Origin of the sequence: Sphingobacterium sp. UBA1897 (genome assembly GCF_002337775.1) — a bacterium.
Taxonomy (GTDB): Bacteria; Bacteroidota; Bacteroidia; order Sphingobacteriales; family Sphingobacteriaceae; genus Sphingobacterium; species Sphingobacterium siyangense.
The window spans coordinates 37,166-62,152 of sequence record NZ_DDGR01000027.1 but is presented as its reverse complement, the minus strand read 5'-3'; the positions used below and the strand labels follow the sequence as shown (position 1 = coordinate 62,152).

Annotated in this window: 14 protein-coding genes; 11 read left to right on the top strand and 3 right to left on the bottom strand. The window is 40.6% G+C overall.

The window, feature by feature from the left end:
• Positions 1 to 166: 166 nt before the first annotated feature.
• Positions 167 to 562, top strand: a complete 396-nt coding sequence (locus tag B4N43_RS18715; RefSeq protein WP_075991410.1) for a hypothetical protein — start codon at positions 167 to 169, stop codon at positions 560 to 562.
• Positions 563 to 690: 128 nt separating this feature from the next.
• Complete coding sequence (locus tag B4N43_RS18710; protein WP_046672091.1) at positions 691 to 876, top strand: CsbD family protein; 186 nt, start codon at positions 691 to 693, stop codon at positions 874 to 876.
• A 156-nt stretch (positions 877 to 1,032) separates the two neighbouring features.
• Here B4N43_RS18710 and B4N43_RS18705 read toward each other — a convergent pair whose 3' ends face one another.
• Positions 1,033 to 1,557, bottom strand: coding sequence for a DUF5777 family beta-barrel protein (locus B4N43_RS18705; protein WP_276521464.1), 525 nt, complete (start codon positions 1,555 to 1,557; stop codon positions 1,033 to 1,035).
• Positions 1,558 to 2,079: 522 nt separating this feature from the next.
• On the opposite strand from B4N43_RS18705, the gene B4N43_RS18700 reads away from it, so the two are divergent.
• The 5 genes from B4N43_RS18700 (at position 2,080) to B4N43_RS18680 (ending at position 13,383) form a co-directional block, all read left to right on the top strand.
• Positions 2,080 to 2,484 (top strand): hypothetical protein, encoded by a 405-nt coding sequence (locus B4N43_RS18700; RefSeq protein ID WP_286735847.1) that lies wholly within the window; start codon positions 2,080 to 2,082, stop codon positions 2,482 to 2,484.
• A gap of 507 nt (positions 2,485 to 2,991) precedes the next feature.
• Positions 2,992 to 6,192, top strand: a complete 3,201-nt coding sequence (locus tag B4N43_RS18695; protein ID WP_088160521.1) for a SusC/RagA family TonB-linked outer membrane protein — start codon at positions 2,992 to 2,994, stop codon at positions 6,190 to 6,192.
• Between the two features lie 11 nt (positions 6,193 to 6,203).
• On the top strand, positions 6,204 to 8,201 hold the full coding sequence (locus B4N43_RS18690; RefSeq protein WP_075991414.1) for a RagB/SusD family nutrient uptake outer membrane protein: 1,998 nt from the start codon (positions 6,204 to 6,206) through the stop codon (positions 8,199 to 8,201).
• A gap of 157 nt (positions 8,202 to 8,358) precedes the next feature.
• A complete protein-coding gene (locus B4N43_RS18685; protein ID WP_075991415.1) occupies positions 8,359 to 10,113 on the top strand; it encodes a family 43 glycosylhydrolase in 1,755 nt (584 codons plus the stop codon).
• Between the two features lie 87 nt (positions 10,114 to 10,200).
• Positions 10,201 to 13,383 carry a glycoside hydrolase family 2 TIM barrel-domain containing protein gene (locus B4N43_RS18680; protein WP_232475694.1) on the top strand — a complete coding sequence of 1,061 codons (3,183 nt, stop codon included), beginning with the start codon at positions 10,201 to 10,203 and terminating at the stop codon, positions 13,381 to 13,383.
• 73 nt (positions 13,384 to 13,456) lie between these two features.
• Here B4N43_RS18680 and B4N43_RS18675 read toward each other — a convergent pair whose 3' ends face one another.
• Positions 13,457 to 17,518 (bottom strand): hybrid sensor histidine kinase/response regulator transcription factor, encoded by a 4,062-nt coding sequence (locus B4N43_RS18675; RefSeq protein WP_083663508.1) that lies wholly within the window; start codon positions 17,516 to 17,518, stop codon positions 13,457 to 13,459.
• A 323-nt stretch (positions 17,519 to 17,841) separates the two neighbouring features.
• Between B4N43_RS18675 and B4N43_RS18670 the strand changes: the two genes are divergently transcribed.
• The 4 genes from B4N43_RS18670 (at position 17,842) to B4N43_RS18655 (ending at position 22,513) form a co-directional block, all read left to right on the top strand.
• Positions 17,842 to 18,957 carry a glycoside hydrolase family 88 protein gene (locus tag B4N43_RS18670; RefSeq protein ID WP_075991417.1) on the top strand — a complete coding sequence of 372 codons (1,116 nt, stop codon included), beginning with the start codon at positions 17,842 to 17,844 and terminating at the stop codon, positions 18,955 to 18,957.
• Positions 18,958 to 18,970: 13 nt separating this feature from the next.
• On the top strand, positions 18,971 to 20,212 hold the full coding sequence (locus B4N43_RS18665; RefSeq protein ID WP_286735846.1) for a DUF2264 domain-containing protein: 1,242 nt from the start codon (positions 18,971 to 18,973) through the stop codon (positions 20,210 to 20,212).
• Between the two features lie 69 nt (positions 20,213 to 20,281).
• The gene (locus tag B4N43_RS18660; protein WP_088160523.1) at positions 20,282 to 21,604 is read left to right on the top strand and encodes a BNR repeat-containing protein; all 1,323 of its coding nucleotides are present in this window, start codon (positions 20,282 to 20,284) and stop codon (positions 21,602 to 21,604) included.
• A 93-nt stretch (positions 21,605 to 21,697) separates the two neighbouring features.
• On the top strand, positions 21,698 to 22,513 hold the full coding sequence (locus tag B4N43_RS18655; RefSeq protein WP_088160524.1) for a hypothetical protein: 816 nt from the start codon (positions 21,698 to 21,700) through the stop codon (positions 22,511 to 22,513).
• 38 nt (positions 22,514 to 22,551) lie between these two features.
• Here B4N43_RS18655 and B4N43_RS18650 read toward each other — a convergent pair whose 3' ends face one another.
• On the bottom strand, positions 22,552 to 24,939 hold the full coding sequence (locus B4N43_RS18650) for an ABC transporter permease (protein ID WP_088160525.1): 2,388 nt from the start codon (positions 24,937 to 24,939) through the stop codon (positions 22,552 to 22,554).
• Positions 24,940 to 24,987: the final 48 nt, after the last annotated feature.

Here is a 24,987-nt window from a genome sequence, read left to right as displayed (position 1 = left end):
ACGGATATCTGCATACGATCGTTGTGTATTTATTCGCTAGTTCGGTATTTATACCCCTTCTTAAGTGTTTGATACGGGTGTTTCTAAGGTTGCATTTGCACTGGCATAAAGTTTGAATTTTACCCAGCTGTAATAAAATATAATATTCACATTAACACATCAACGTATGAAAAAATTAATTCAAACACTGGGACTCGGTATGCTTATTTTAACGGTATTGGTAGGCTTTACATCATGTAGCAAAGACGATGATCCGGCCGACAACGATCTTTTTGTTGGTAAATATGAAGGCACTATCTCGTATGATGATATGAATAACAATGACAATGATGTTGCCGCTGCAGAAGGAACAGTTACCGTAACAAAAGTTGGCGATACCTATAATTTCGCTTTTGGAAATGGCATTCCAAATCTCAACGGCGTAGATTTTGAAAAAAAGGATAACGTCTTGGTCAACATTGGTTCGGCAGGTACAGGAGTTATCCGTATTGATGCCGGTAAATTGACAATTGGTTATACAAAAGACAGCAAGGTATGGACGGCCAATTGTAACCGGAAATAATAATATAAAAAATAGAAAGTGCCTGTTTACCAGGTGAATGTTGTGAAATTAACATTTTATAACATTATTTTTTAAACGATTAGCTGTATGAAACTGTTCTATTGATAAATAACGAAAGGAAAATAATTATGAGCGAATTAACATGGAAAGGCCGTTGGAACGAAATCAAAGGTAAGGTAAAACAACAATATGCAGATCTTACTGATGATGATCTATTATATGCCGAGGGCAAAGAAGACGAATTGGTAGGTAAGCTTCAAAAGAAGACCGGTAAAACACAAGATGAGGTAAATAAGTGGTTAAATGATTTGTAGATTTAATATTGTGTGATAAAAAAGCGGATAACAGCATTGTTATCCGCTTTTTTGATTTAAGAACCTATCAACCGATGATGCTTTTAAGTATTTTGAATTCTTATTACGTTGGACAGATTATTTTGATTCCAAGTACACGATGGAGCAATTGCTTTTTTATTTTTTGTTAAAATTGAAACGGCGTGCAATGCTGAATCCCCAACGGAATTGTCCCTTACGCCAGGAGCTATTTGTTTCGCTAATAAACTGAGATTCTTGTATTGCGGTTGCATTGGTAAAATTGAGATGGAAGATATGTCCTCCGGTAACCATTTCCAAACCGACACCTAATGCATTATAATAACGCTGTCCGCTTACATCTTCACGGTATTTTTTGTTCGACGACTTTCGGAAGGGTAATGTATAGTCTGCTACTAATGCGATCCTATTGCTGACCTTGGCCCGCTCGCCAATACCAAGAGCAAATACAGTATTCTGATCGTTATAAGCTGTATAGCTCCAGTGAAGAAAGGTTGGGACCACAACGAGCGATAGATTTGAGCTAAATTTACGGGTAATGATGAGCTGCGTCATATAACTCAATCGATCATTGAAGTCTTCAAAGCTTGCTGCCGAAGACTTATCGGAGCTGGCAGGAAATGTGGACCTGGAATCTAAAGGCGTCGCGTTTACCTTGGGAATGAGTTTGTAATTCCGATATATTCCCTCGAAGATGACCAGTTAAACCTATGTCTCGCGAGCTTGTACCGTGTTACTAGCCTGTTTGTCTCCCCGAAAAAATTTGATGCCTGATCTTTCTGATCAGGCAAACAAGTACGTTTCTTTTTTACTGTATATCGTCATTCACTTCAAAATGTATAGAAAATTAAACTTCTATTTCATTTTAATGTGCTGTACGTATGTGAACAATTCGGATAAGAACTGTTCGCATGCGTACATTTCGTTTTTTGAAGAAAATCTTAGATCGTCCATAATGGGTTTTAAAAGGCATAAATGAACCTTGGGGCCAACTGGTATGGTCTTTGGCACGGAGCTATTAAAATTGATAGTATGTTCTTTATGCATTTTGAAGTTTACTTTTTCATTTCAGTCATTCAGCGACTTCTGCTGGTTATTGATCTAAAATTCGTGGGCGACAAGCATTTGGAGCGATAATTTTGAGTCAAGAGATAAGCAAGGTAAAAAAGCACAAAAAAAGATAGTATGAAAACTCTCGTAAAAACATTCACATTAGCAGCTTTAATGGCCGTATCAACATTTGCTATGGCAGCTGAAGGACCGGGTTCAAAATCAAACCCGGTCAGCGTTAATCTATCAACCGCAGACTTTGCGCTAGAGCACTATGTCGCCGTGATCACTGAAGGTGAGTCGGCTGGAATAGAACAATTAAAGTCATATAGCCGCTATGAAGTGGTTAAATCCTTGAAAAAGCAAAAGAATATCCACCTGGATTGCGCGGTTAGCACAGATGTAGTTGAACAGTCTACAGATTATATGGTGGCCAGGGTTACTTTGAAATTTGAAAATTTCACCAAAACCGATCTTGTTACTTTAGTGCGTGAAGGTAAAGACTGGAGAGTATCCAAATCGATCAATTCCTATAAATAGAAGCTCATAATTTGCGGGCCAGCTCAGTTATACCAAAAGCTGATCCCTAGTGAATAACATGTTTATAAATTTAGTTCAGAAGCCACATCCGGAGATGTGGCTTTTTTTGTCTGCCTAAACCAGAATATCCTTTAATGAGGTCAAAAAGCCTAATTTGACGAATTTACCCCTTAAAATAAGAAGATTATACCCCCCTTCCTCTGTAACGTTTTTGATAATATTGCAAGTGTCAATACGACATTTTATTGTATTGACGATGTTAAATAACCAAGAGTGTTTGCCTAACTAGATGAATACCCTCTCCAAATTATATAAAAAATAGGTGTGGGGAAAGTAAGTTGGCTAAAGCTCAAAAACAGCTAAATAACCAAGTTTAATTATGATGAATTTACCAATCAAAAGTGGATTGTTTGATCCTTGAATTCTTAACGAAACGCAATATTGCTACCTCGTATTGCCATGTTACTCTTCATCAAAATATTATTTAATCACTAAACAGTTTTACTTATGAAAAGGAAAATAGTATTAACGCAGCGCTGGCTTTGTTCTATCTGCTTTTTACTTTTAAGCTTACAGCAGGCTTATGCACAGTCAATAACTGTACGGGGCCAGGTTACCGAAAATAACAGACCACTTGCTGGAGTGACCGTTAAAAATATCGGTTCCACAATGCAGGCGCAAACAGATACACAGGGGAAATATACACTCAGTGCTGCAACAGTCACGGCATTAGAATTTACCTTTCTAGGCTATGCGAAACAGCGCTTTGAATTCAGTCAGCTAAAACAGATCAGCCAAGGGAACTACGAGCTTAACGTGCAGCTTGATGCTTCCGAAGGAGATGTTTTGGATGAAGTGGTGGTCGTTGGTTTTGGCTCGCAGAAAAAAACAAACCTGACCGGTTCTGTTGCGGTGGTAGATGCCAAGCAGCTGGAAAATAGACCTGTAAGAAATGCTATCCAGGCACTGCAAGGACTGGCCCCCGGCCTAAATATTTCCCAAAACTCGGGAACGATGGAAACCAATCCATCTATTAATATCCGGGGTACAGGTACAATCGGCACATCTTCTTCGGCACCATTGGTCCTAATTGATGGCTCTGAAGGATCTTTGGCGGCATTAAATCCACAAGATATCGAAAGCGTTTCTGTCTTGAAAGATGCTGGTGCTGCTTCAATTTATGGTTCTAGAGCCGCTTTTGGGGTTATTTTGGTCACCACAAAATCTGGAAAGGCTGGACGTACTTCGGTAAATTATAATAATAGCTTTCGTATGAACGCACCGACATTGATGCCTAAGATGATGGACTCTTACACTTTTGCTCAATATTTCAATCAGGCCGAAGTCAACGCAGGCGGTTCACCGCATTTCTCCGCGGAGCATCTACAGCGCATCTTGGATTATCAAAACGGAAGCCTGAAAAATTCGACCATTGTCGATCCGAATAATAAGTTGTATTGGGCTGAAGGATATGCCTATGGTAACGATAATAACGATTGGTTCGACGTCATGTACCGGGATCAGGCTTTTGCCCAGGAGCACAACCTAAGTCTCAATGGCGGAACCGAAAAAACAACCTATTACCTTTCTGGCAATTTCATGAAGCAACAAGGATTGATGGCCTTCAATACAGACCATTACGACCGTTACTCTGTTGCGGCTAAAATCAATTCTAAAGTATCTGACATCTTTCAGGTAAATTACAACGCTAGGTTGGTACGTGAAGACTATGACCGTCCTGCAGCATTGACCAATAGTTTTTACGATGATTTAGGAAGACAGGGCTGGCCAACGCTGCCACTTTATGATCCGAATGGATACTTGTTCAGTTCTCCTTCACCTGCACTTGCCATGAAAGAAGGCGGACAGGATAAATCCAGTAAGGATTACATTTATCAACAGTTACAGCTGATCCTTGAACCAATTAAAGGATGGCGTACAACCGGTAATTTTAACTATAGGACCACAACTCAATTTCGTCACTGGGATTCGCAGCGTCTTTACAATCATGACGTGAATGGTGATCCTTATTTGTATAAAAACTCTTCAAACGTCTACGAATTTGGTTTAAAGGAAAACTATTATAACATCAATATCTTTTCTGATTACGATAAAAGCTGGGGCGACCATCATTTTAAAGTTATGGTCGGTGGTCAGATTGAACATACGGCCTATCGCAATCTCGGTGTGCAACGTGACGGAATCATTATCCCGGATCAACCGGTATTGAATCTGACTTCCGGCACAGATATCAATGGAAAAGCAGTAGTACCTTCTGTATCTGGCGAATATCAAAAATGGGCAACAGCGGGTTTCTTCGGCCGATTGAATTACAATTATGCTGAAAAATATCTATTGGAAGCTAATCTGCGTTATGACGGTTCATCACGTTTCCGTAGCGATAGCCGCTGGGGCTGGTTTCCTTCAGTTTCTGCGGGATGGAACATCGCCAAAGAAAACTTCCTTGTAGAGTCGGCACCATTTATTAATATGCTGAAATTAAGAGCTTCCTACGGAGAGCTAGGCAATCAAAATACCGATGTCTGGTATCCGACTTATGTTACGCAACCAACGGGGACAGCCAATGGTGCTTGGCTGATCAATAATGCGCGACCAAATTCTGCATCGGCTCCAGGCCTCGTAAGTGCTTTATTGACCTGGGAATCTATCAATACGAAGAACTTAGGCGTCGATTTCGCCTTTTTAAATAGCCGCCTTTCTGGGTCTTTTGAGGTCTTCGAACGGAAAACATTTAATATGGTCGGCCCAGCTCCACAGTTACCTAATACATTAGGGACGACAGTTCCTCAAACAAACAACACCGACTTAAAAACAAGAGGATTTGAGGCTACCCTGGGCTGGAATGACCGTACTGCCAGTGGTTTTGCATATGGAGCAAAGTTCCTCTTGTCTGATTATACCACAACAGTAACACGCTATCCTAACGCAATAGGGTCATTATCAAACTATCGTGAAGGTCAAAAGCTGGGTGAAATATGGGGGTATCAAACCCTTGGTATTGCCAAGACAGAAGAGCAAATGAGCCAGCATTTGGCGAGCTTGCCCAATGGTGGACAAAATGCATTAGGAACACAATGGGGGGCAGGAGATATCATGTATGCTGATCTTAATGGAGACGGAAAAATAGATGGTGGCAGCAATACAGAGGCCGATCCAGGTGATCGTCGTGTGATTGGAAACAGCACACCGCGTTACTCCTTTGGATTGAATCTGAATGCGGACTACAAAAATTTTGACTTTAGCATTTTCATGCAAGGTGTCATGAAACGCGATTATTGGCAAGGGGGCTACTATTTTTGGGGCGCAACTTCAAAATGGTGGTCAACGGGCTTGGTCGATCATCTTGATTATTTCCGTACTGCAGATAATCCCCTGGGTGAAAATCTTGAAGCATATTACGCACGTCCTGTTTTTGGTACTGCTAAAAACCAGCAGACGCAGACGCGCTTTTTGCAGAACGCAGCCTATATCCGCATAAAAAATATTCAGCTGGGCTATACCTTGCCGAAAGAAACAACAAAACGTTTCGGTGTGGAGCGCTTGCGTGTATACGTTTCCGGAGAAAATATCTGGACCGGCTCAAGTGTAGCGGGAATGTTTGATCCCGAAACTATTGATGGCGGAAGCAACGGAACCGTTTATCCATTGACTAAAGTCTGGTCTGCAGGTTTAAGTGTTACATTTTAAGTCGATTCATTATGAAATTCAATAATACTATTTTTAGATTGATGCAATTAGGCCTTGTCGCTTTGGTAGGTCTAGCTTCCTGCAATAAATATTTGGATATTGCACCCCCTTCGTCCATTATACCTGAAGCTTATCTGGATGAGGAGTCACAACTAGCTGCTTATACCGTAAATCAATATGCGGGCCTATTTCCTTCACACGGCAACTGGTCATTTGGCACTTTCGGCATAGACGGAAATACAGACAATATGGCTATTCCAACACTCGATAACAAGTTTATTCCAGGCCAATGGCGCGTAGGATCGAATGGCGGCGACTGGGATTTTTCAAGTATTTATCAGATGAATTATTTTATAAATACGGTGGTTCCCAAATGGAAAGAAAATCGTATTCTCGGAAATTCAAGTAACATTGCACATTATATCGGTGAAGCCTATTTTTTACGGGCCTACGTTTACTTTGGGAAATTACAGGCCTTAGGTGATTTCCCAATTATTCGCAATGTGATGTCGGATAAGGACAAGAATATTTTGGTAGAAGCAAGTAAGCGTTCGCCAAGAAATGAAGTGGCTCGTTTTATTCTTTCTGACTTGGATTCGGCTATTACCTTGCTGAACCAAAGTTCGCCGGACGGCAAGAAACAGCGGATCTCAAAAAATGTCGCGCAACTGTTCAAATCCCGAGTGGCTTTGTATGAGGGTACATGGCTCAAATACTTCAGCGGAACCGCATTCGTCCCTAAAGGACCAAACTGGCCGGGTGCTGCAAAATCATACAATAGCAATTATGCATTCCCGACTGGAAGTATTACCGGAGAGATCGACTACTTTTTAACGCAGGCCATGGAATCAGCTTCTGCTGTTGCTGACAATATTCAACTGGAAAATAATACCGGAATTATAGAATCTGCCAACAACGAGAATCCTTACTTCAGCATGTTTGGCGCAGTAGATATGTCGAGTTATGGTGAAGTATTGCTGTGGCGTCAATATAATCAAAGCCTGGTGACACATAATGTGCCTGTGTATGCACAACGCGGAAATTATGCGGTTGGTTTGACACGCGGCCTTGTCGAAAGCTTTCTGATGTCCAATGGACTGCCTATTTACGCTTCGGGCAGCGGTTATGCTGGTGATAATTACATAGCAGATGTTCGGAAGAATCGCGATGGCCGTTTACAATTGTTTTTAAAAGAACCTGGCCAAAAGAATGTATTGGTCAATATTGGACAGGGTACTCACTACACGCTCATAGAGCCCACTCCGACTGTATACGATACCGATTGGGAACGACGTTACACAACAGGTTATACAATTCGTAAAGGCATTTCATACGACGGTTTACAAACGCTCAACGGTCAGGGATTTACGGGTAGCATTACCTTCCGAGCCACCGAGGCCTACCTCAATTATATGGAGGCTTGTTATGAAAAGAATCAAAATTTAGATACGAAGGCACAGGCCTATTGGCGCGCACTGCGTACACGGGCTAAAGTCGATCCTGATTTCAATGCGACCATTGCGGCAACGCAAATGGATAAAGAAAAGAAAGATTGGGGCGCGTATTCTGCAGGACAGTTTATATCACCAACATTGTACAATATACGTCGCGAACGCAGAAGTGAGCTTATGGCTGAAGGTCTACGTTGGATGGATCTTAAGCGTTGGCGGGCTATGGATCAACTGATTACAACAGCAGACCATTTTGAAGGTTTTAAACTTTGGGGACCGATGAAAGATTGGTATACACCCGAACAATTGATTTATGGTGCTACCAATGACAAATCTGTCGTTTCAGATCCCGCACGGAGTGAATACCTCAGACCATTGGAGATCCGAAGCAATGCCCTGTCTTATACCGGTGTAAAATTTGCCATGGCGCATTACCTCGCACCCATTGCCACAGAGCATTTCCAGTTGGCTTCGGATGACGGAACAGCAGAAAACTCTGTTATTTATCAAAATCCAGGATGGTCACTTATCAGTGGAACTGCCCCAACCGGACTGTAGAAAATATGAAAATAGATATGTGTCATCTCATTATTACACAAATACGAATATATCCCTCTTTTTGACTCAATATCCCCCTTGATCACGCAGAAAAAGGGGGATATTTTTGTTTACTGATCATCAAGAGCTGTTAGCTCAAAGAAACTTAAACTAAATCATGAAAAAACTTTTATCTGTCTGTCTTAGTTTGCTGTCAAGTTGTTTTGCCGCATATAGTCAAGAGCCCATCCCACCACAGTATAAATTGGTATGGTCGGATGAGTTTGATTATAATGGTGCACCCGACACGGCTAAATGGAGTTACGAAGAAGGTTTCAAACGTAACCGGGAAGAGCAATGGTATCAAAAAGAAAACGCTTCCTGTCGTAATGGCCTGTTGGTTATTGAAGCAAAAAAAGAACAACGTAATCATTCAGGTTTTATTCAGGGCAGTCATGATTGGATTGCCGGCCGTAAAAAAATAACCTATACTTCGGCTTCGATAAATACTTTGGGCAAGCAGAGCTGGAAATACGGGATTTTTGAAATCCGGGCGCGTATCCCAGTTGGTGAGGGCCTTTGGCCTGCATTCTGGACATTAGGCACCACCAAAGAATGGCCATCCAATGGTGAAATAGATATCATGGAATATTACCGTGGCAATATATTGGCTAATATCGCAACCGGTACTGACCAACGCTGGAAAGCACATTGGTTTGGTAAGACGAAAGCCGTCAAAGATCTTGGCGGAAAGGCGTGGGCAGATCAGTTCCATATTTGGCGAATGATTTGGAATGAAGACGCTATTACGCTTTATGTGGACGATATAGAAATGCTTCACGTTCCTATGGATCAATTGGTCAATCGGGATGGTACAGGATTCAATCCGTTTACCCAACCGCATTATCTCCTGTTAAATTTGGCCCTCGGCGGAATAAATGGCGGCACGATAGCTGATAAATTACTTCCTGCAAAATATGAAATTGATTATGTCCGGGTTTATCAAAAAAAGGAACATGCTGAGATGCATAGTTTTACGCCAGGGGAAATATGGAAAGACCAATCCGGTCATGTGATCAATGCGCATGGCGGTGGCGTACTTCATCAAAATGGGAAATATTATTGGTATGGTGAGAAACGTGGCGGAACTACGTCCCAGGGAGTCAATGTGTACTCATCCAATGATTTGTATAACTGGAAGTTTGAAGGATTGGCTCTCACACCTAGCACAGATTCTACAAGCGATATTGCTTGGGGCTGTATTATGGAGCGGCCAAAGGTTATCTATCAAGAACAGCTGAAGAAATATGTGATGTGGTTCCATCTTGAGTTGAAAGGGCAAGGCTATGCAGCAGCCAGGGCCGCCGTTGCTACCAGTGACTCTCCGCTTGGGCCGTTTCAGTTTGTCCATAGCTTCCGGCCAAATAACAATATGTCACGCGATATGGGTTTATTTGTAGACACTGATGGTAAGGCTTACCAAATCTATTCATCGGACGAAAACTATGCCTTACGCCTGGTTCAATTAACCGATGATTACCTGCATGTGACAGCGAAAGATTCCTTACTCTTCCGGAATCATAGGGAAGCCCCGGCTTTATTCAAGTACAAAGATAAGTATTATCTGATCACCAGTGGATGTACTGGCTGGGATCCAAATCGTGCAGAACTCCATGTTGCTACAAATCTTTTTGGCCCTTGGAAATCCCTTGGTGATCCAATGCAAGGACCGAATTCGGCTTTGACTTATGGTGGCCAATCGACATTTATCCTTCCTGTCGCAGGAAAAAAGGATTCCTTTATCTTTATGGCCGACCGCTGGAATCCCAAAGATCTTATGGATAGCAGATATATCTGGCTACCGGTTGATCTCCAGAATGAAAAAGTACAGATAAATTGGAAGGATCAGTGGGATTTAAGTGTATTTCATTAGTTCGATCATATAGCTGTATTTAACCTAGATTCAGTTAAACAAATCAATCTTTTTTGAAATGATTTATTAATCGATAAATAATAAAAAATGCAATCTCTGAATAAATTAGTGCTTATTCTACTCTATAGCTGTGTCTTCACTTTGGGGTATCCGCAATCCAGTATTACCTTGACTTATGAGCGGAATAAAATGCAACAGCAAGATACTGTTGTCCGAAAAGGGATCCCTTGGTTAGATGAAACGATTACCGAAGAAAATCGGCTGCCCATGCATACAGATTTTGTGACCTTTCCGCATACGTCTCAGATCATCAACAGCGATTGGCGTGAATCCTCTGCGTATTTAAGTTTGAATGGTTCCTGGAAATTTAAATGGGTAAATAGCCCTTCAAAACTACCTGCTAACTTTGAATCATTAACTTATGACGATCGTCATTGGGATAATTTTCAGGTGCCTGCAAACTGGGAACTCAATGGATACGGTTTCCCGATGTATACTACCTCCGGTTTTGAATTTACCTATTTAATCGGGAAACCAAATCCACCAATTGTGCCGATGGATTTCAACCCTACGGCTGTGTATCGCCGTGAGGTAGTTATTCCCGAGGATTGGCAGGGAAAGCCCGTAATTCTCCATATTGGGGCAGCCAAATCGAATCTATCTGTTTGGGTAAACGGCCAATATGTCGGGTATGGGGAGGATAGCAAATTACCATCCGAGTTTGACATAACAGCATATTTGAGAAAAGGAAAAAATCTAATTACAATGCGTGTCATGCGATGGGGAGTCGCAAATTATTTGGAGGATCAGGATATGTGGCGCCTTAGTGGAATTACGCGAGATTGTTATCTGCTGGTTCGGCAACCAGTGCATCTACGTGATATTCAATTGTCGCCGACCCTCAATGATGCCTTTGATAAAGGACAGTTAAATACTAAGCTGATCTTTAACCAGGCCAGTCATGGGGATCTAATGGCAGAGGTTACACTTCATAGAAACGGTCGGCTTGTGTCAATTGCAACTGTTAAAGTCGACGGACAGGAAGTGGATATTGAACAGACCATAGACCATCCTGAACTATGGTCGGCCGAAATGCCAAATTTATACCAGGTGACTGTTAAACTTACAGACCCTAAGGGCAAACTCAGCGAGATCGTTCCCCAGCAAGTGGGCTTCCGTAGGGTTGAGATCAAAGAAGGTCTGTTGCTCGTTAATGGACAGCCTATACTTGTCAAGGGAATAAACAGGCACGAAACAGATCCCGTTACTGGTCATGTGATCTCGAAAGAAAGTATGTTGCGCGATATACAGCTCATGAAAAAATTTAATATCAATGCTGTTCGTACCAGCCACTATCCCAATGCCGAATATTGGTTGCAGCTCTGTGACCAATATGGATTGTATGTAATTGATGAGGCTAATATCGAATCACATGGCATGGGTTATGACCTGTCCTATACGATGGCCAATAGGCCGACCTGGGAGAAAGCACATGTTGCTCGTGTTGAACGCCTTATTCAGCGCGATCGGAATCATCCTAGCGTAATTATTTGGAGTATGGGCAACGAAGCCGGAAATGGCTACAATTTCTATCGGGCCTACCTCCGGATGAAAGAGCTCGATAAAAGTCGCCCTGTACAATACGAAAGGGCAGTGAATAATTATGGGGAATTAAGATTTGACTGGAATACGGATCTGATTGTACCTATGTATGCAAGTCCATCCGCAATGAAAAATTATGCAGCGCGTAACCCAAAGCCTCAAAGACCCTTTATTCAATGTGAGTATGCACATGCCATGGGGAATTCATTGGGAAACTTTAAGGATTATTGGGACATCATTCGGGCAAACAAAGGAATATTTCAAGGCGGATATATCTGGGATTTTGTGGACCAATGTTTTGTTAAAACCAATGCTAAAGGCGATACGGTATATACCTATGGCGGAGATTATGAACCTAAAGAAGCCATAACGGACTGGAATTATGCTTCCAAAGGAATTTTTTATGCCAATAGAACACCCTATCCACATGCTTGGGAAATGAAAAAAGTATATCAAGATATCCATAGTAGCCTATTGAACGAGAAAAAGATACAGGTTTACAATGAACGTTTTTTTACTGGACTTGAAAATGTTGAACTTCAATGGGAGCTTATTGTTGACGGAAAAAAAACGCAATCTGGTTTAATCAAGCATTTGAATGTGTTGCCTCAACAATCTGCTGTACTATCGATTCCTTATAAAGCAGATATTCCGGGGGAAAAATTTCTGAATCTGACTTATCGATTGAAAAAAGCCGAGGCTTTACTTCCTATGGGGCATCTTATTGCAACTGAACAGTTACCTCTGGGGGGCTCTTTTCAGCCTAAAACAGCTATTTTGGCACAGGGCAAAATCAAGACAGCGCGAAAAGATGGAAATCTGATTGTCACGGCAAAACAGCTACTGATGGAGTTTGACCTTAAATCAGGATGGTTGGCGAAATATCATTATAAAGGACAGGATTTTTTGGATGAACATGCGCTATTTAAGACTAATTTCTGGCGTGCGCCGAATGATAACGATTTCGGTGCCAATACGCCGGAAAAACTGAAACCTTGGAAACTGGTTGCGGATTCGATTGAACTGCTTGAAATTAGATCCGAATTAATCGATAGCCTGGCCTATGTATATGCGACCTACCAGATGCCTCAGGTATATGGGCAACTAGAAATGAAATACTGCATTAATCAATTAGGTGAAATGCGTGTTTCTCAGTCATTCCTTGCCGACACCACAAAAAAGGTTGCAGTTCTGCCACGTTTCGGTATGCAATGGATTATGCCATCTGGCTTTGAGGCGATTAATTACTACGGTAGGGGACCAGAGGAGAACTACATCGATCGTAATTTTGCATCACATGTCGGAATTTATAAACAGACCGTTGATCAACAGTATTTCCCCTATGTAATGCCACAGGAGACCGGCAATAAGACCGATATCAGATGGATGGAAATAAAAAATAAACAAGGTCGGGGATTGTTCTTTACGTCTGATTCTACATTTAGTATGAGCGCTTTGCATTACTTTGACAAAGATTTGGACGATGGTCTCAAGCGACAACAACGTCATGCAGCTGACCTTGTTAAAAGAAAGCAAACGCAACTTAATATTGACCTCAGACAAATGGGTGTGGGTGGAATCAATAGTTGGGGAGCATGGCCGCTGAATGAATATACATTGCCTTATAAAAATTATACATTCTCCTTTATCATAAAACCAGTCGAATAAATATAACGCCCTGTACAGCAACAGCTGTTCGTAATTGTTGTACAGGGCTTATTTTATTTTTCGGCAATTCAGACTAAGGCCGATCGACATGGAATTCATTCTGAAACGCTTTTCGATACTTTTTGACATAGTCGGAAGGTGTATGGCCAAACAATTTGCTGAACTGCTGTCTAAAGTAGCGTTGGTCGTAGAAACCTGTTAAGTTAGCTACTTCATTAATTTTTGAATCCGTCAATATGAGCATTTCGGCTGCTTTTTTTAGTCGTACCGACCTGATAAATTCATTGATCGATTTGCCTGAAATAGTTTTAATTTTTTTATAGAGTGAAGAATGACTCATGCCTGTTTTTTCGGCAAGACTTATTACAGTCAGTTCTTCCAACAGGTTCTCTTCAATAATCTCAATGCACCGTTCTATCAATAGCTTGTCTGTGATCGGTATCTTTAGCTCATTGGACTGTAGCGTAATCGCTTTAAAGAAAAAGTCCTGAAGGTTCTTCTTGTTCTGTAGTAATGTTTTGACCCGGAGCAACAATATTTCCGAATCAAATGGCTTATGGATATAATCATCGGCACCATATTGAATTCCGGCCAATTTAGTGCTGTCAGAGGTACTTGAGGTAAGTAGGATGATTTGAATATGGTTGAGTGCAGCATTAGATTTTACGGCTTTGCAAAGTGACAATCCATCCATCCCTTCCATGATAATATCACTTATTACCAGATCAGGTTGTTTTTGCTTGATCATATCGAGTGCCTGAACACCATTATGGGCATTATAGACCGAGTATTCTACCTTAAAAATGTCGGTAAGGTAGCTGCGGATAGCATCGTCGTCGTCGACCAATAAGACACTGAATTTTTTGCTTGATATCGCTGTCGGGAATAAGGGAACGGTTTCCGTCGCCACTTGCGAATCGTATAGCATTTGAATTCCCGACTCGTTGTAAAGCGCTACATCTGCCAAAGGTTCTTCGGCTGGGGTTTGTTTTGCTAAGATAGGCAAAACGAGGTCGAATGTTGTTCCCGCTGTTGCTGAACTCGTGTAACTTATTGTTCCGGCGTGCATTTCAACAAAAGTTTTGACAAGGTACATCCCAATCCCGAATCCTGTTTGTTTTTTGGGACCATTGAGTGGATCCGAAAAATATTTGTCAAATATCCTATCGCCAAGATGTTCGGGGATACCTTTTCCCGAATCTTTGATCTGAATGCTTAATTCCCGACTTTGTTGCGATAAGGCAATATGGATAGCACCATTGGAAGGCGTAAATTTAAAGGCATTTGATATGAGATTGCATAAGATGATCTCAATTTTTTCTTTGTCAGCATTGACATAAATCGGATCGGAATTTTCCAGAAACTGGTAATCTATATTTTGCAATTTTGCCTGAGCAGCGAAATATAGAAATATTTCTTTCATAAAGCTTTGGCAGTCAAAAATACTGATTTTGAGCTGTTCGGCACCGTCCTCTGTTTTTCTAAATACAAGCAGCTGATCCACCAAGCTCAACAGTCTTTTGGCATTTCTATGCACAATCTGAAGGGAAGCGCTGTCCTTGGACTCGTTTTTGGTCTTTAGCAGATCTTTAATCGGATTAATAATTAAGGTCAGTGGTGTTCTAAATTCATGCGATATATTTGTGAAAAATGCATGCCTCTTCTCATTGAGCTCTCTTTCTTTCTGAATGGTAAATTTTGAAAGCTGTATCTCGTAATTTAAAGCGATTTGCCTTTTCCGATAGCGCAGATACCATAGTCCTATATAGGCAATAGCCAGCGTGTAAAGCAGGTAGGCCCACCAGCTTCTATACCAAGGCGGAAGAATTTGAATCTCGAGTTTAATCTGTTTATTCGTCCAGTTGCCTTCCGAGTCGGTCGATTGAATATGAAGGATATAAGTGCCTTCATGCAGACCGTTGTAATTTATTGATCGGGTAGACCCTGCATCGTTCCATCCTTTGTCCAATCCTTCCAATAGATACCTGTATTTTATCTTTTGTGGGGAATCAAACTCCAGGGCTGCAAACTCCAGCGAAAAAGTGGATTGATTGTAGGGGAGCGTCAATTTATGAATGCTATGATCTTTTCCAATATCGACCCGGTCGCTCAGGTCGGCAATCTTTTTATTGTTAATTTTAAGGCTTGTGATAGCTAAGGCAGGTTCATAAATTTTCAGTTTAATGCTATCGGCGTCAAAGATGTTAAAACCGTTGTTCCCTCCGAAAAGAAGATGGCCGTCTTTGAGCTTAAGAGCTGCCCCATAGGAAAATTCGTTGCTTTGAAGTCCGTCAGTTTCCTCGTACCGTACAAATTTTTTAGTGGAAGGATCGAACTTCGAAAGCCCATTAAAGGTGCTTAACCACAATTTTCCAGTTTTATCTTCCAAAATATTAAGTACGGCATTGTTGCTCAATCCTTCATTTGTGGAATAATTTTCGACAATCTTTTTTAAACTGATATCAAATGCCAAGAGCCCCTTTCCTTCTGTTCCCAGCCAAAGTCTGTTATTTTTTCCGAGCTGAATGGCACGAACAGGTTTTCCGATTAAATATCTGGAGATTTTTTTCGTCTGCTTGTTTAGCTGTATAATCTCATTGTAATTCCCCATCCAGATATTACCTTTCTGATCATCAGTCATACAATTGATATCATAGATGTCTTCGCTGAATACTTCAAATTGGTCGCTTGTCGGATTATATGTATATACTCTTCCCTCGGAAAATGTCGCTGCCCAGATCTTTTCATCCTGATCCTTAAAAAGTAACTGTATACTGTTATTTAGAACCCCAGTTGGCGTTCTACAAACATAATATTTAAAACCCGAGCCCTTTATGTAACGCGCAATGCCCATTTCGGTTGCGATCCACAATTCTCCATTAGTTCCAGTCAAAAGATGGTTTACCGTATTGTCTGGCAATTGCTGTGGCCCTTTTTGAAATGACTGAACCTGATTGGTCTTGTTATCCCATGCATAAAGACCATTGCCTTCGGTACCAATCCAGATCTTGTTATCATATTCAACAAAAGAACGGACAAATTTGTGCGCCAAGTTAAATCCCGCATAATGTTTCTGCTGTAAATAATTAAATTTATAGCCATTGTTATCAATCGTCTCAATGCCGCCCTTTCCGGTGCCGATCCATATTTTACGCTGGGAGTCTATGTAAACCGTATAAATGGTCTTGCTATTCAGTGAAAATTGAACGGGCTGTAGATTACTTTTGTTTTCTGCATTTCCATGAGATAGGTTAAGTATAAAAATGCCATTGTTTTGGGTGGCTATCCAAAGTTTGTTTTGTCCTTCCAACGTCAGCATATTGATCTGACTCGATTTAAGCTCCTGCGGATACAATGTCGAAAGCATGCCGTCTTTGATTTTCCAAACAAATAATCCTTCGTAATTACCAATAAAGAGTTCACCGCTGTTTGTACTAACCATAGAGGTTGCACTGGTAATAACCTTTGATACAAGATGCAACTGCTGTGTTTTTTTATCGAAAGCATATAATCCGCTTCCCTCTATAAAAACCCATACCCCGCCTGCCGCATCAATATGTGTGGCGGATACATGGTAGTATAAGCTGGATAGGTTCGATTTATAATCTTTAAAAGCGATTTGCATGGCATATGCTTCTTTATGACTTTTGTAAAATAGCCCCCAGCCGTTTGTGCCTATATAAATATTATTGTCACTATCGATTTGAATGGATTTTGTGTCAGCGTTGAGATGATATAACCGTTTCGATTTTTGGTCTCTATAATTTAAACGGGAGAAGGTATCAAAATTTCGGTCGTAGGTTCCAATCCCTTGACCGGTTCCTATCCACAATTTTTTATTGTGGTCTTCTGCTATACAATAGATATAATTATGCGGAATGCTATTTTCGTTATTTAGCTGGTTTCTATAGGTTTTTATATCGTAACCGTCGAATCTGTTAAGCCCGTCGAAGGTACCGAACCACATAAAGCCCTGACTATCCTGAAATATGGATTTCACCGAACTATTGGATAAACCTCTATTCATCTCCTTGGGAAATTGTGCTAGGCTCAGCATACTTGAGTGAACAAGGATGAGAACGAATACCAGGATTAAGGCCTGACGAGAATATGGGAGTCTGTTGAAACTAGGCATGTTAGCAGTTTTGTTCGTATGGTATTTCCGATATCAGGTAAAATTATCGATTTATCCTTATCATAGGTTATTATCTTGAAAACGACTATTTGCAATTGAAAACAGTCAAATTGAAGATTGTATGGCTAAAGATACGATTGTTTTTTAAAATAAGTGTATATTGTACGTTTATATAAAAGGGCCTGTATTACAGCTAACATTGTTGCTTTATAAAGCAAAAAAAATCGAGAAGAAAGTAATGAGTGTATCCATTAAATAGTGTACAAACCAATTTAAAGTAGCTTTTGTGCTCGTTTATCAAAAAATACTATACATCTAAATATATGCGGATCAATTTAATCTTATGTCTATTGTTTGTAGGACATTTTTCATTTGGACAGCAACTGAACAAAGAAACCGTACTTGCTCAGCTAAGTAAGGCAAATCAATACTGGCAGTCTCATCATAAGCCCGAGGTTTGGGCTTTTTGGGATCAGGCAGCTTATCATACCGGAAATATGGAATTCTATAAGATTTCAAAATCAGCGGGCGACTTAAAATATGCTGAGGATTGGGCCAGATACAATGATTGGAAAGGTGCCAAGTCTACCAATACGCAACTTTGGAAATACAACTATGGGGAAACAGACGAACACGTTCTTTTTGGTGACTGGCAAATTTGTTTTCAAACCTATATCGATCTCTATCATTTATCGCCAAGCCCTGAAAAGATTGCACGTGCTCAGGAAGTGATGGAATATCAGATCCACTCCAATAAACAGGACTATTGGTGGTGGGCCGATGGTTTGTATATGGTGATGCCCGTGATGGCTAAAATGTACAAATTGACAGGCAATTCACTTTATCTGGATAAGATGTATGCTTATTTACAATATGCCGATAGTATCATGTTTGATCGGGAAGAGAAATTGTATTACCGCGATGCAAAATATGTCTTCCCCAAACACCAGAGTTTACATGGCAAAAAGGATTTTTGGGCTCGTGGCGATGGCTGGGTGTTCGCTGCATTTGCAAAGGTTCTTCAAGATCTACCTCAGGAGGATAAACATTATACCTACTATCAGGAGCGCTTTAAGGATATGGCGGCCGCTATCATTAATTGCCAACAGCAGGAGGGATTCTGGACTCGAAGCATGTTAGATCCCGAGCATGCTCCCGGCAGGGAAACAAGCGGAACGGCTTTTTTTACTTATGGGTTGCTCTGGGGAATAAATAATGGCTTGCTAAGCGATTTTAAATTTAAAGATGCTGCGGTTAAAGGCTGGAAATATCTTAGTGAGATCGCTTTACAACCCGATGGCAGAATTGGGTATGTACAACCTATTGGTGAAAAAGCTATCCCCGGACAGGTGGTGGATACCAACTCTACAGCTCCTTTTGGTGTAGGTGCGTTTTTATTAGCCGGCTCGGAAATGTATCGTTATTTAGCTCAAAAATAGATTGGATTTGAAAATGAAAAATAAGATTTTATTGTTCTTTGTTATTCTTCTGATAGGCCATACTGTCTTTGGACAGGGCGTGAAGAAGAAACCTGCATCAACAAAAGAGACGGATAGAGCTTTTTGGCTTAAAGAAATGGATCATATGCTGCGTCCCGTTCTCCGCAGTCTGGCCCATGATAGCCTGCGGTTAACTATGCCACAAATGACTTCTATACACGTGGATAATAAGGAACAGCGCATCAAAGTACAATATGTTGAAGTCTTGGGAAGGGTATTGTCAGGCATAGCACCCTGGCTTTCCTTGGATGGCGGTTCGGCTGAAGAGATAAAGTTACGCGATCAATATAGAGCATGGACTGTTCAAGCACTTAAAAATGCTTTGGACAGCAATGCGCGTGATTTTATGCGTTTTGATCTCGGTGGCCAACAGCTTGTTGATGCCTCGTTTATCGCTTTGGGATTTATGCGTAGTCCTTGGTTGTGGGATCATATCGACAATCAGACAAAAAAGAATTTGGTAGCATCTATAAAAATTACGCGCCAATTTCGGCCGGCTTATTCAAATTGGTTACTCTTTTCAGCAATGAATGAAGTTTTTTTAGCGAAATATTCGGATGATTGGGATGTGATGCGCGTTGATTATGCGCTGCAGCAATTGGAACAGTGGTATGTTGGAGATGGAATGTATATGGATGGTCCGCATTATGCGTTTGATTACTATAATAGTTATGTTATCCATCCCTTCTTGGCCGGAATTATGGATTTCATACAGTTGAAAACTAAAAACTATGATGGGATGTTTGCAAAAATCAAGCTCCGAAATGAGCGCTATGCCATTATTCAGGAGCGGTTGATCAATGCCGACGGTAGTTTTCCTCCGACAGGAAGGTCCGTAATCTATCGCGCGGCAGCTTTCCATCATCTTGCAGATATGGCGTTCAAGAGACGACTCCCTGGGGAACTTAGCGAAGGACAGGTGAAGGCTGCCCTGTTTGCGGTATTGAAAAAATCGACCGAAAACCCAAATACGTATGAAAATGGCTGGTTGACGCTGGGTATGTATGGTAATCAGCCGGGCTTGGGTGATCCATACAATAATCAGGGGAGCCCCTATTTATGTTCAGTAATTTTTTTGCCTTTGGGATTACCCGACAGAGATTCTTTTTGGACAAGTGAAGCGAGCGACTGGAGTGCACGGCGTATCTGGTCAGGACAGGACTGGCATAAAGATCAGGGTAAAGCCATTCAATAACCCCAAATTCCGGGAATAAGTCTCCTTTCAAAAGGATCTGGTGGGCTCAACAAGTGTATAAAAAATTCAATGAAACAATATCTAAATCAACTAGTAAGAGTGGGGATGCTCACTTGCGCGTGTCTCTTGTTTATTTACAATGCACAAGGGCAGAAAATTAAGAATACGCTTGTCGGAAATGGCTGGGCAAAGAACACAGTCAACACAACCGTATTTCGTAAAAATTCATTAACCAGCAATGGTAAATACCAATATATCGCTTATTATGATGAAGCTGGATATGTAGTTTTAGGCCAGCGATTACTTTCTGGCAAGGTATGGAAGTTGCGACGTACCGGCTATACCGGGCATGTGAAGGATGCTCATAATGTGATTAGTATTATGGTGGATAAGGCTGGATATCTCCACGTTTGTTGGGATCAGCATGACAGCAAGTTGAGATACGCACGTACCCTTCACCCCAATAGTCTTGTGCTGGGTTATGAGCAAGCCATGCTAGGAAAAAATGAATCAAAGGTAACCTACCCCGAATTCTTAAAGTTACCCAGTGGCGAGTTATTGTTTTTATATCGTGACGGCGGATCCGGCCACGGTAATCTTGTGGTCAATAAGTACGATAGTAAGCAGCAAAAATGGGAGCGGATGCATAGCAATCTGATTGATGGCGAGGAACAGAGAAATGCCTATTGGCAAAGTTATGTGGATCGTCGGGGGACGATACATCTTTCTTGGGTCTGGCGGGAGAGTCCCAACGTGGAAAGCAATCATGATATGGCTTATGCATGTTCAAAAGATGGCGGATTAACCTGGCAAAAGAGTAATGGAATGCGGTACGATTTGCCCATGAGAGAATCTACGGTCGAGTATGCGGCCCATATACCCCAGCAGCACGAATTGATTAATCAAACCTCTATCGCTGCGGATGAAAAAGGGAATCCTTTTATCGCTAGTTACTGGCGTGATGCAGGAACACAGATCCCGCAATATAAGGTAATCTATTTACAAGAGGGGGAATGGAAGATCCGGTCTTTTGATTTTAGAAAAACACCTTTTAGTTTGAGTGGTGGTGGAACAAAGGATATTCCAATCGCCAGGCCCCAGGTGTTGGTTCGCGGAAAAGATAATAAAATAATGTTGACGCTGGTCTTTCGGGATCAAGAGCGCGGTTACCGACCTTCGATACTGAGGTTGAATGGCATGCATCAAGAGGCAAATGACATTGTTGATCTTTGTGAGCAGTCGGTAGGGGCTTGGGAACCTACATATGATACCCAGTTGTGGCAAAAGAAACGTAAAGTTGCTTTATTTTTGCAGTCTACAGTGCAAAAGGATGCTGAGGGACTCGCTGATGCTCCCGCGACAGCAATACGGGTAGTAGAATGGCGTGATTGAGAAAGAGATTGCTGTGTTTTTTTTATATTAGAGAATACTATTAATACCCTAGCGCTAAAATATTAAAAAATCATAAAAAGTAAACCGTACGTTATGAAACATTCAACCGTATTTGTCTTGTTATTTCTAATCTTTACACATGTGTTTGGACAAAAAAGTAAAACAGTCCTATATGTAATCGGAAATATTCACGATAGTGTTCCAAATTATAATGCTCAAATTTTGGTTGGAATTCTTAACCATATTAAGCCTGATATTATTCTTCATGAAGTAGACCGTGAAGGGATGAAGGAATATGAAACTGCTCAGTATAGCCCCGAGGGAAATGAAATAAAAGCAAGCAATCTTTATTTGATGAAGAATCCACAAACCCTGAGATTTCCATTTGATTTTGAAGGAAGAAACAAATACCGTAAAGAAAAAGGCATGGTACCTACTGATAACTTAACCGTTAAATTGATCGACAGTTTGTACCGTGCTCAAAAATTGACCGGCGGGCAAGCCAATATTTACCAAGAATTTCAACGTATCACGGGAGATTTAATAAAAATTGCCACGTTATCTCCCGAAAATTTCAATAATCATACTACGGATAGCATTGCTGAAAAAAGACAATATTATCAATATCAAGAATTACTGAAAATTACAGATGCAAGGTCTGAGTTTTCAGAAAGGTTTGTCACAAAACCCGATGGAGACAAGATCAGTTATAAAGATGGATTCAGATTAATGTCAGACTTCTGGGATTTAAGAAATCAAACAATGGCATCCAACATCTATGAGATAGCTCGAATATATCCAGGTAAAAAGATTGTCGTCTTAACAGGTTTTCTACACCGCTATTATTTGATAAGAGCGCTAAATAAGCTCAATAAAAACGAATTTGTACGCAAGGAATTTTATCAATAACAATCATAATTACGCGAAAGTATAGTGGATACAAATTCTTACTCCACTTTTAAACTGTCGACCGGATTAGCTTTTGCAGCGGCTATTGCTCTGGTACATAGGGTTAGAATGGCAATTACCAGTGCGATGATCCCGGCACCTACAAGTATCCACCAGCTGACCGAAATGCGATAAGCGAACTCTTGCAGCCACTGATTCATCAATAACCATCCGATCGGCAGTGCAATTAACAGGGCTATACCGACCAGTTTAACCATATCAGAGCACAGTAGATAAACCAGGTTGCTGAGTGTTGCACCTAATGTTTTGCGTATACCGATTTCTTTTATTCGCAATTGGATAGCGAATGTGATTACACCAAATAGCCCTAAACAGGCAATAACGATAGACAATAAGGCAAAAATTAAGAGAATTTGACCCTGTTTTATTTCCGAATTGTATTGCTGTTCAAAGGTTTTATCTAAAAATGTGTATTCTAAAGGATAATCGGGGACATATTTACTGTAAACTTTGTTTATATGCGAAATTGTATGGTCTACATTTGTCGATTTCATGCGAATATAAATATTATCCATTTCCATTTTATTAGCTGGAAGTTCTAGGATAAGAGGCTCTATTTTGTGCTGAAGCGAATAAATATGAAAGTCGCTGACGACCCCGATAACAGATTTCAGGATAGATTTTCCAGTTGTGTCTCTTCCAAATTCGATCCTTTTGCCTATCGCGTTTGTCCAGCCTTGTTTTTTTGCAAATGCTGCGTTTATAATGACAGAGGCGCTATCTGTTGGCATGGTACTGTCGAAATTTCTTCCCTTAACCAGTTGAATATGCATTGCTGGGATAAAATTAGGGTCAATTTTTAAGGTATTGGCGAGTGTAAAGTTGGGATCAATTTTTCCATTATTTTCAACATTGAAAGTTCCCACGCCAATGTCGTTTTTCCCAATTGGATTGCTGGCGAACGCTACTTCTGTGATATGGCTATCTTCAAGTAAGCTATTTCTGAACTCGTCGCCTTTATTGCGAGTGGATTCATTGTCCAGATGGAAAACCATGACCTGATTTTTGTCGAAACCCAGGTTTTTTGTAGTCATAAAATTCAATTGTAGAAAAATCACCATGGTGGATACAATAAGCAATACTGCGATTACAAATTGAAAAACCACAAGTGATTTTCTCAGTAGATGTTGGAAGCCATGTGTTCCGATCTGATTTTTTAGCGAAGGAATAGTCTTTAGTCCTGCAAGTATTAAAGCTGGATAAATACCGGTAGTGAATACTAAAAATACGATAAATGGAAGTACAAACAGTAAGGTTTTCCCTATTCCAAAATGCCATAAATCCAATTGCTTACCGATCATTTGGTTTAGCCATGGAAGAAAAGTTGAGGCCAGCAATATGCTTAACAATGCTGCACAAAAGATGATTAAAGACGTTTCAACAAGAAACTGCTTGGTTAGATTTAAAGTGCTGGATCCGATTACTTTCCGGACGGCAATTTCTCTCATCCTTATTGAAGCCTGCGCCGTCGTGATATTAATATAATTTACGATCGCAATTAAGAGTACTAATGCACCGACAATGGAAAAGATGTAAACATATTTGATATTGCTATTATTGCCGAGCTCATAACTTAGATTAGAATGCAGATGGATATCCGTAATTGGTTGTAATTCGATTTTATAATCAAAATCGAGATTCCGTCCATGAATATATTTTTTTACGATGTAAGGAAGTTTTTTTTGAAGTTGGGGCAAGTATGACTGATCTTTTAATAGTACGTAAGTATAAAGGTAAAGTCGATTCCAATCAGGATTAAAGTCTTTTGAAAAGGAACGGATAGCTCTGAAGCTGAAATGTGTATTTTGAGGTACATTTTGTATAACAGCCGTGACAAGGCTGGGTTCAGATTTATTGAAATAAAGCGTTTTATTGACTGCTGTTTCTACGGATCCAAACAATTGTACGGCTAAGTCTTCTGTCAGTACAATAGATTGGGGATTAGCCAATGCCCTTGCAGGATTGCCAGCAAGAAAATTATAGTCAAATAGATTGAAGAAATTCTTGTCTGCGAGGAAGATTTCGTTGACTTTTGTTTGTTGATTATCAATGGTAATTATGCCTCCGCCCTCGATATCGAATCGGGTGGCTTCTTTTACGCCGGGAAATTCATCTTTAATAACATTTGCAAGGGGACCTGCAGTTCCTGTTATATCAAAGGAACCGCCATCCCATTTTCCGTGAGAAACAACGCGATATATACGGTCTGCCTGCGTAAAATAACGATCATAACTCAATTCATCATTCACAAATAAGAGGATAATCCAACATGCGGCTAGGCCCAACGATAATCCTAGTATATTGATTAAGGAGAAGATTTTGTTTCTGAACAATTTCCGCCAACCGACTTTTAAGTAATTATACATGATTTCCTAATTTTAATCTTAAAAATTCATTGCATTTCATGTCATTTT

Excerpts from the sequence above, each read along its gene's own strand:
- B4N43_RS18710 (WP_046672091.1), top strand. The coding sequence starts at position 691 with ATGAGCGAATTAACATGGAAAGGCCGTTGGAACGAAATCAAAGGTAAG.
- B4N43_RS18695 (WP_088160521.1), top strand. The coding sequence starts at position 2,992 with ATGAAAAGGAAAATAGTATTAACGCAGCGCTGGCTTTGTTCTATCTGC.
- B4N43_RS18690 (WP_075991414.1), top strand. The coding sequence starts at position 6,204 with ATGAAATTCAATAATACTATTTTTAGATTGATGCAATTAGGCCTTGTC.
- B4N43_RS18675 (WP_083663508.1), bottom strand. The coding sequence starts at position 17,518 with ATGCCTAGTTTCAACAGACTCCCATATTCTCGTCAGGCCTTAATCCTG.
- B4N43_RS18650 (WP_088160525.1), bottom strand. The coding sequence starts at position 24,939 with ATGTATAATTACTTAAAAGTCGGTTGGCGGAAATTGTTCAGAAACAAA.
- B4N43_RS18715 (WP_075991410.1), top strand. The coding sequence starts at position 167 with ATGAAAAAATTAATTCAAACACTGGGACTCGGTATGCTTATTTTAACG.
- B4N43_RS18670 (WP_075991417.1), top strand. The coding sequence starts at position 17,842 with ATGCGGATCAATTTAATCTTATGTCTATTGTTTGTAGGACATTTTTCA.
- B4N43_RS18655 (WP_088160524.1), top strand. The coding sequence starts at position 21,698 with ATGAAACATTCAACCGTATTTGTCTTGTTATTTCTAATCTTTACACAT.
- B4N43_RS18665 (WP_286735846.1), top strand. The coding sequence starts at position 18,971 with ATGAAAAATAAGATTTTATTGTTCTTTGTTATTCTTCTGATAGGCCAT.
- B4N43_RS18685 (WP_075991415.1), top strand. The coding sequence starts at position 8,359 with ATGAAAAAACTTTTATCTGTCTGTCTTAGTTTGCTGTCAAGTTGTTTT.
- B4N43_RS18660 (WP_088160523.1), top strand. The coding sequence starts at position 20,282 with ATGAAACAATATCTAAATCAACTAGTAAGAGTGGGGATGCTCACTTGC.
- B4N43_RS18680 (WP_232475694.1), top strand. The coding sequence starts at position 10,201 with ATGCAATCTCTGAATAAATTAGTGCTTATTCTACTCTATAGCTGTGTC.
- B4N43_RS18700 (WP_286735847.1), top strand. The coding sequence starts at position 2,080 with ATGAAAACTCTCGTAAAAACATTCACATTAGCAGCTTTAATGGCCGTA.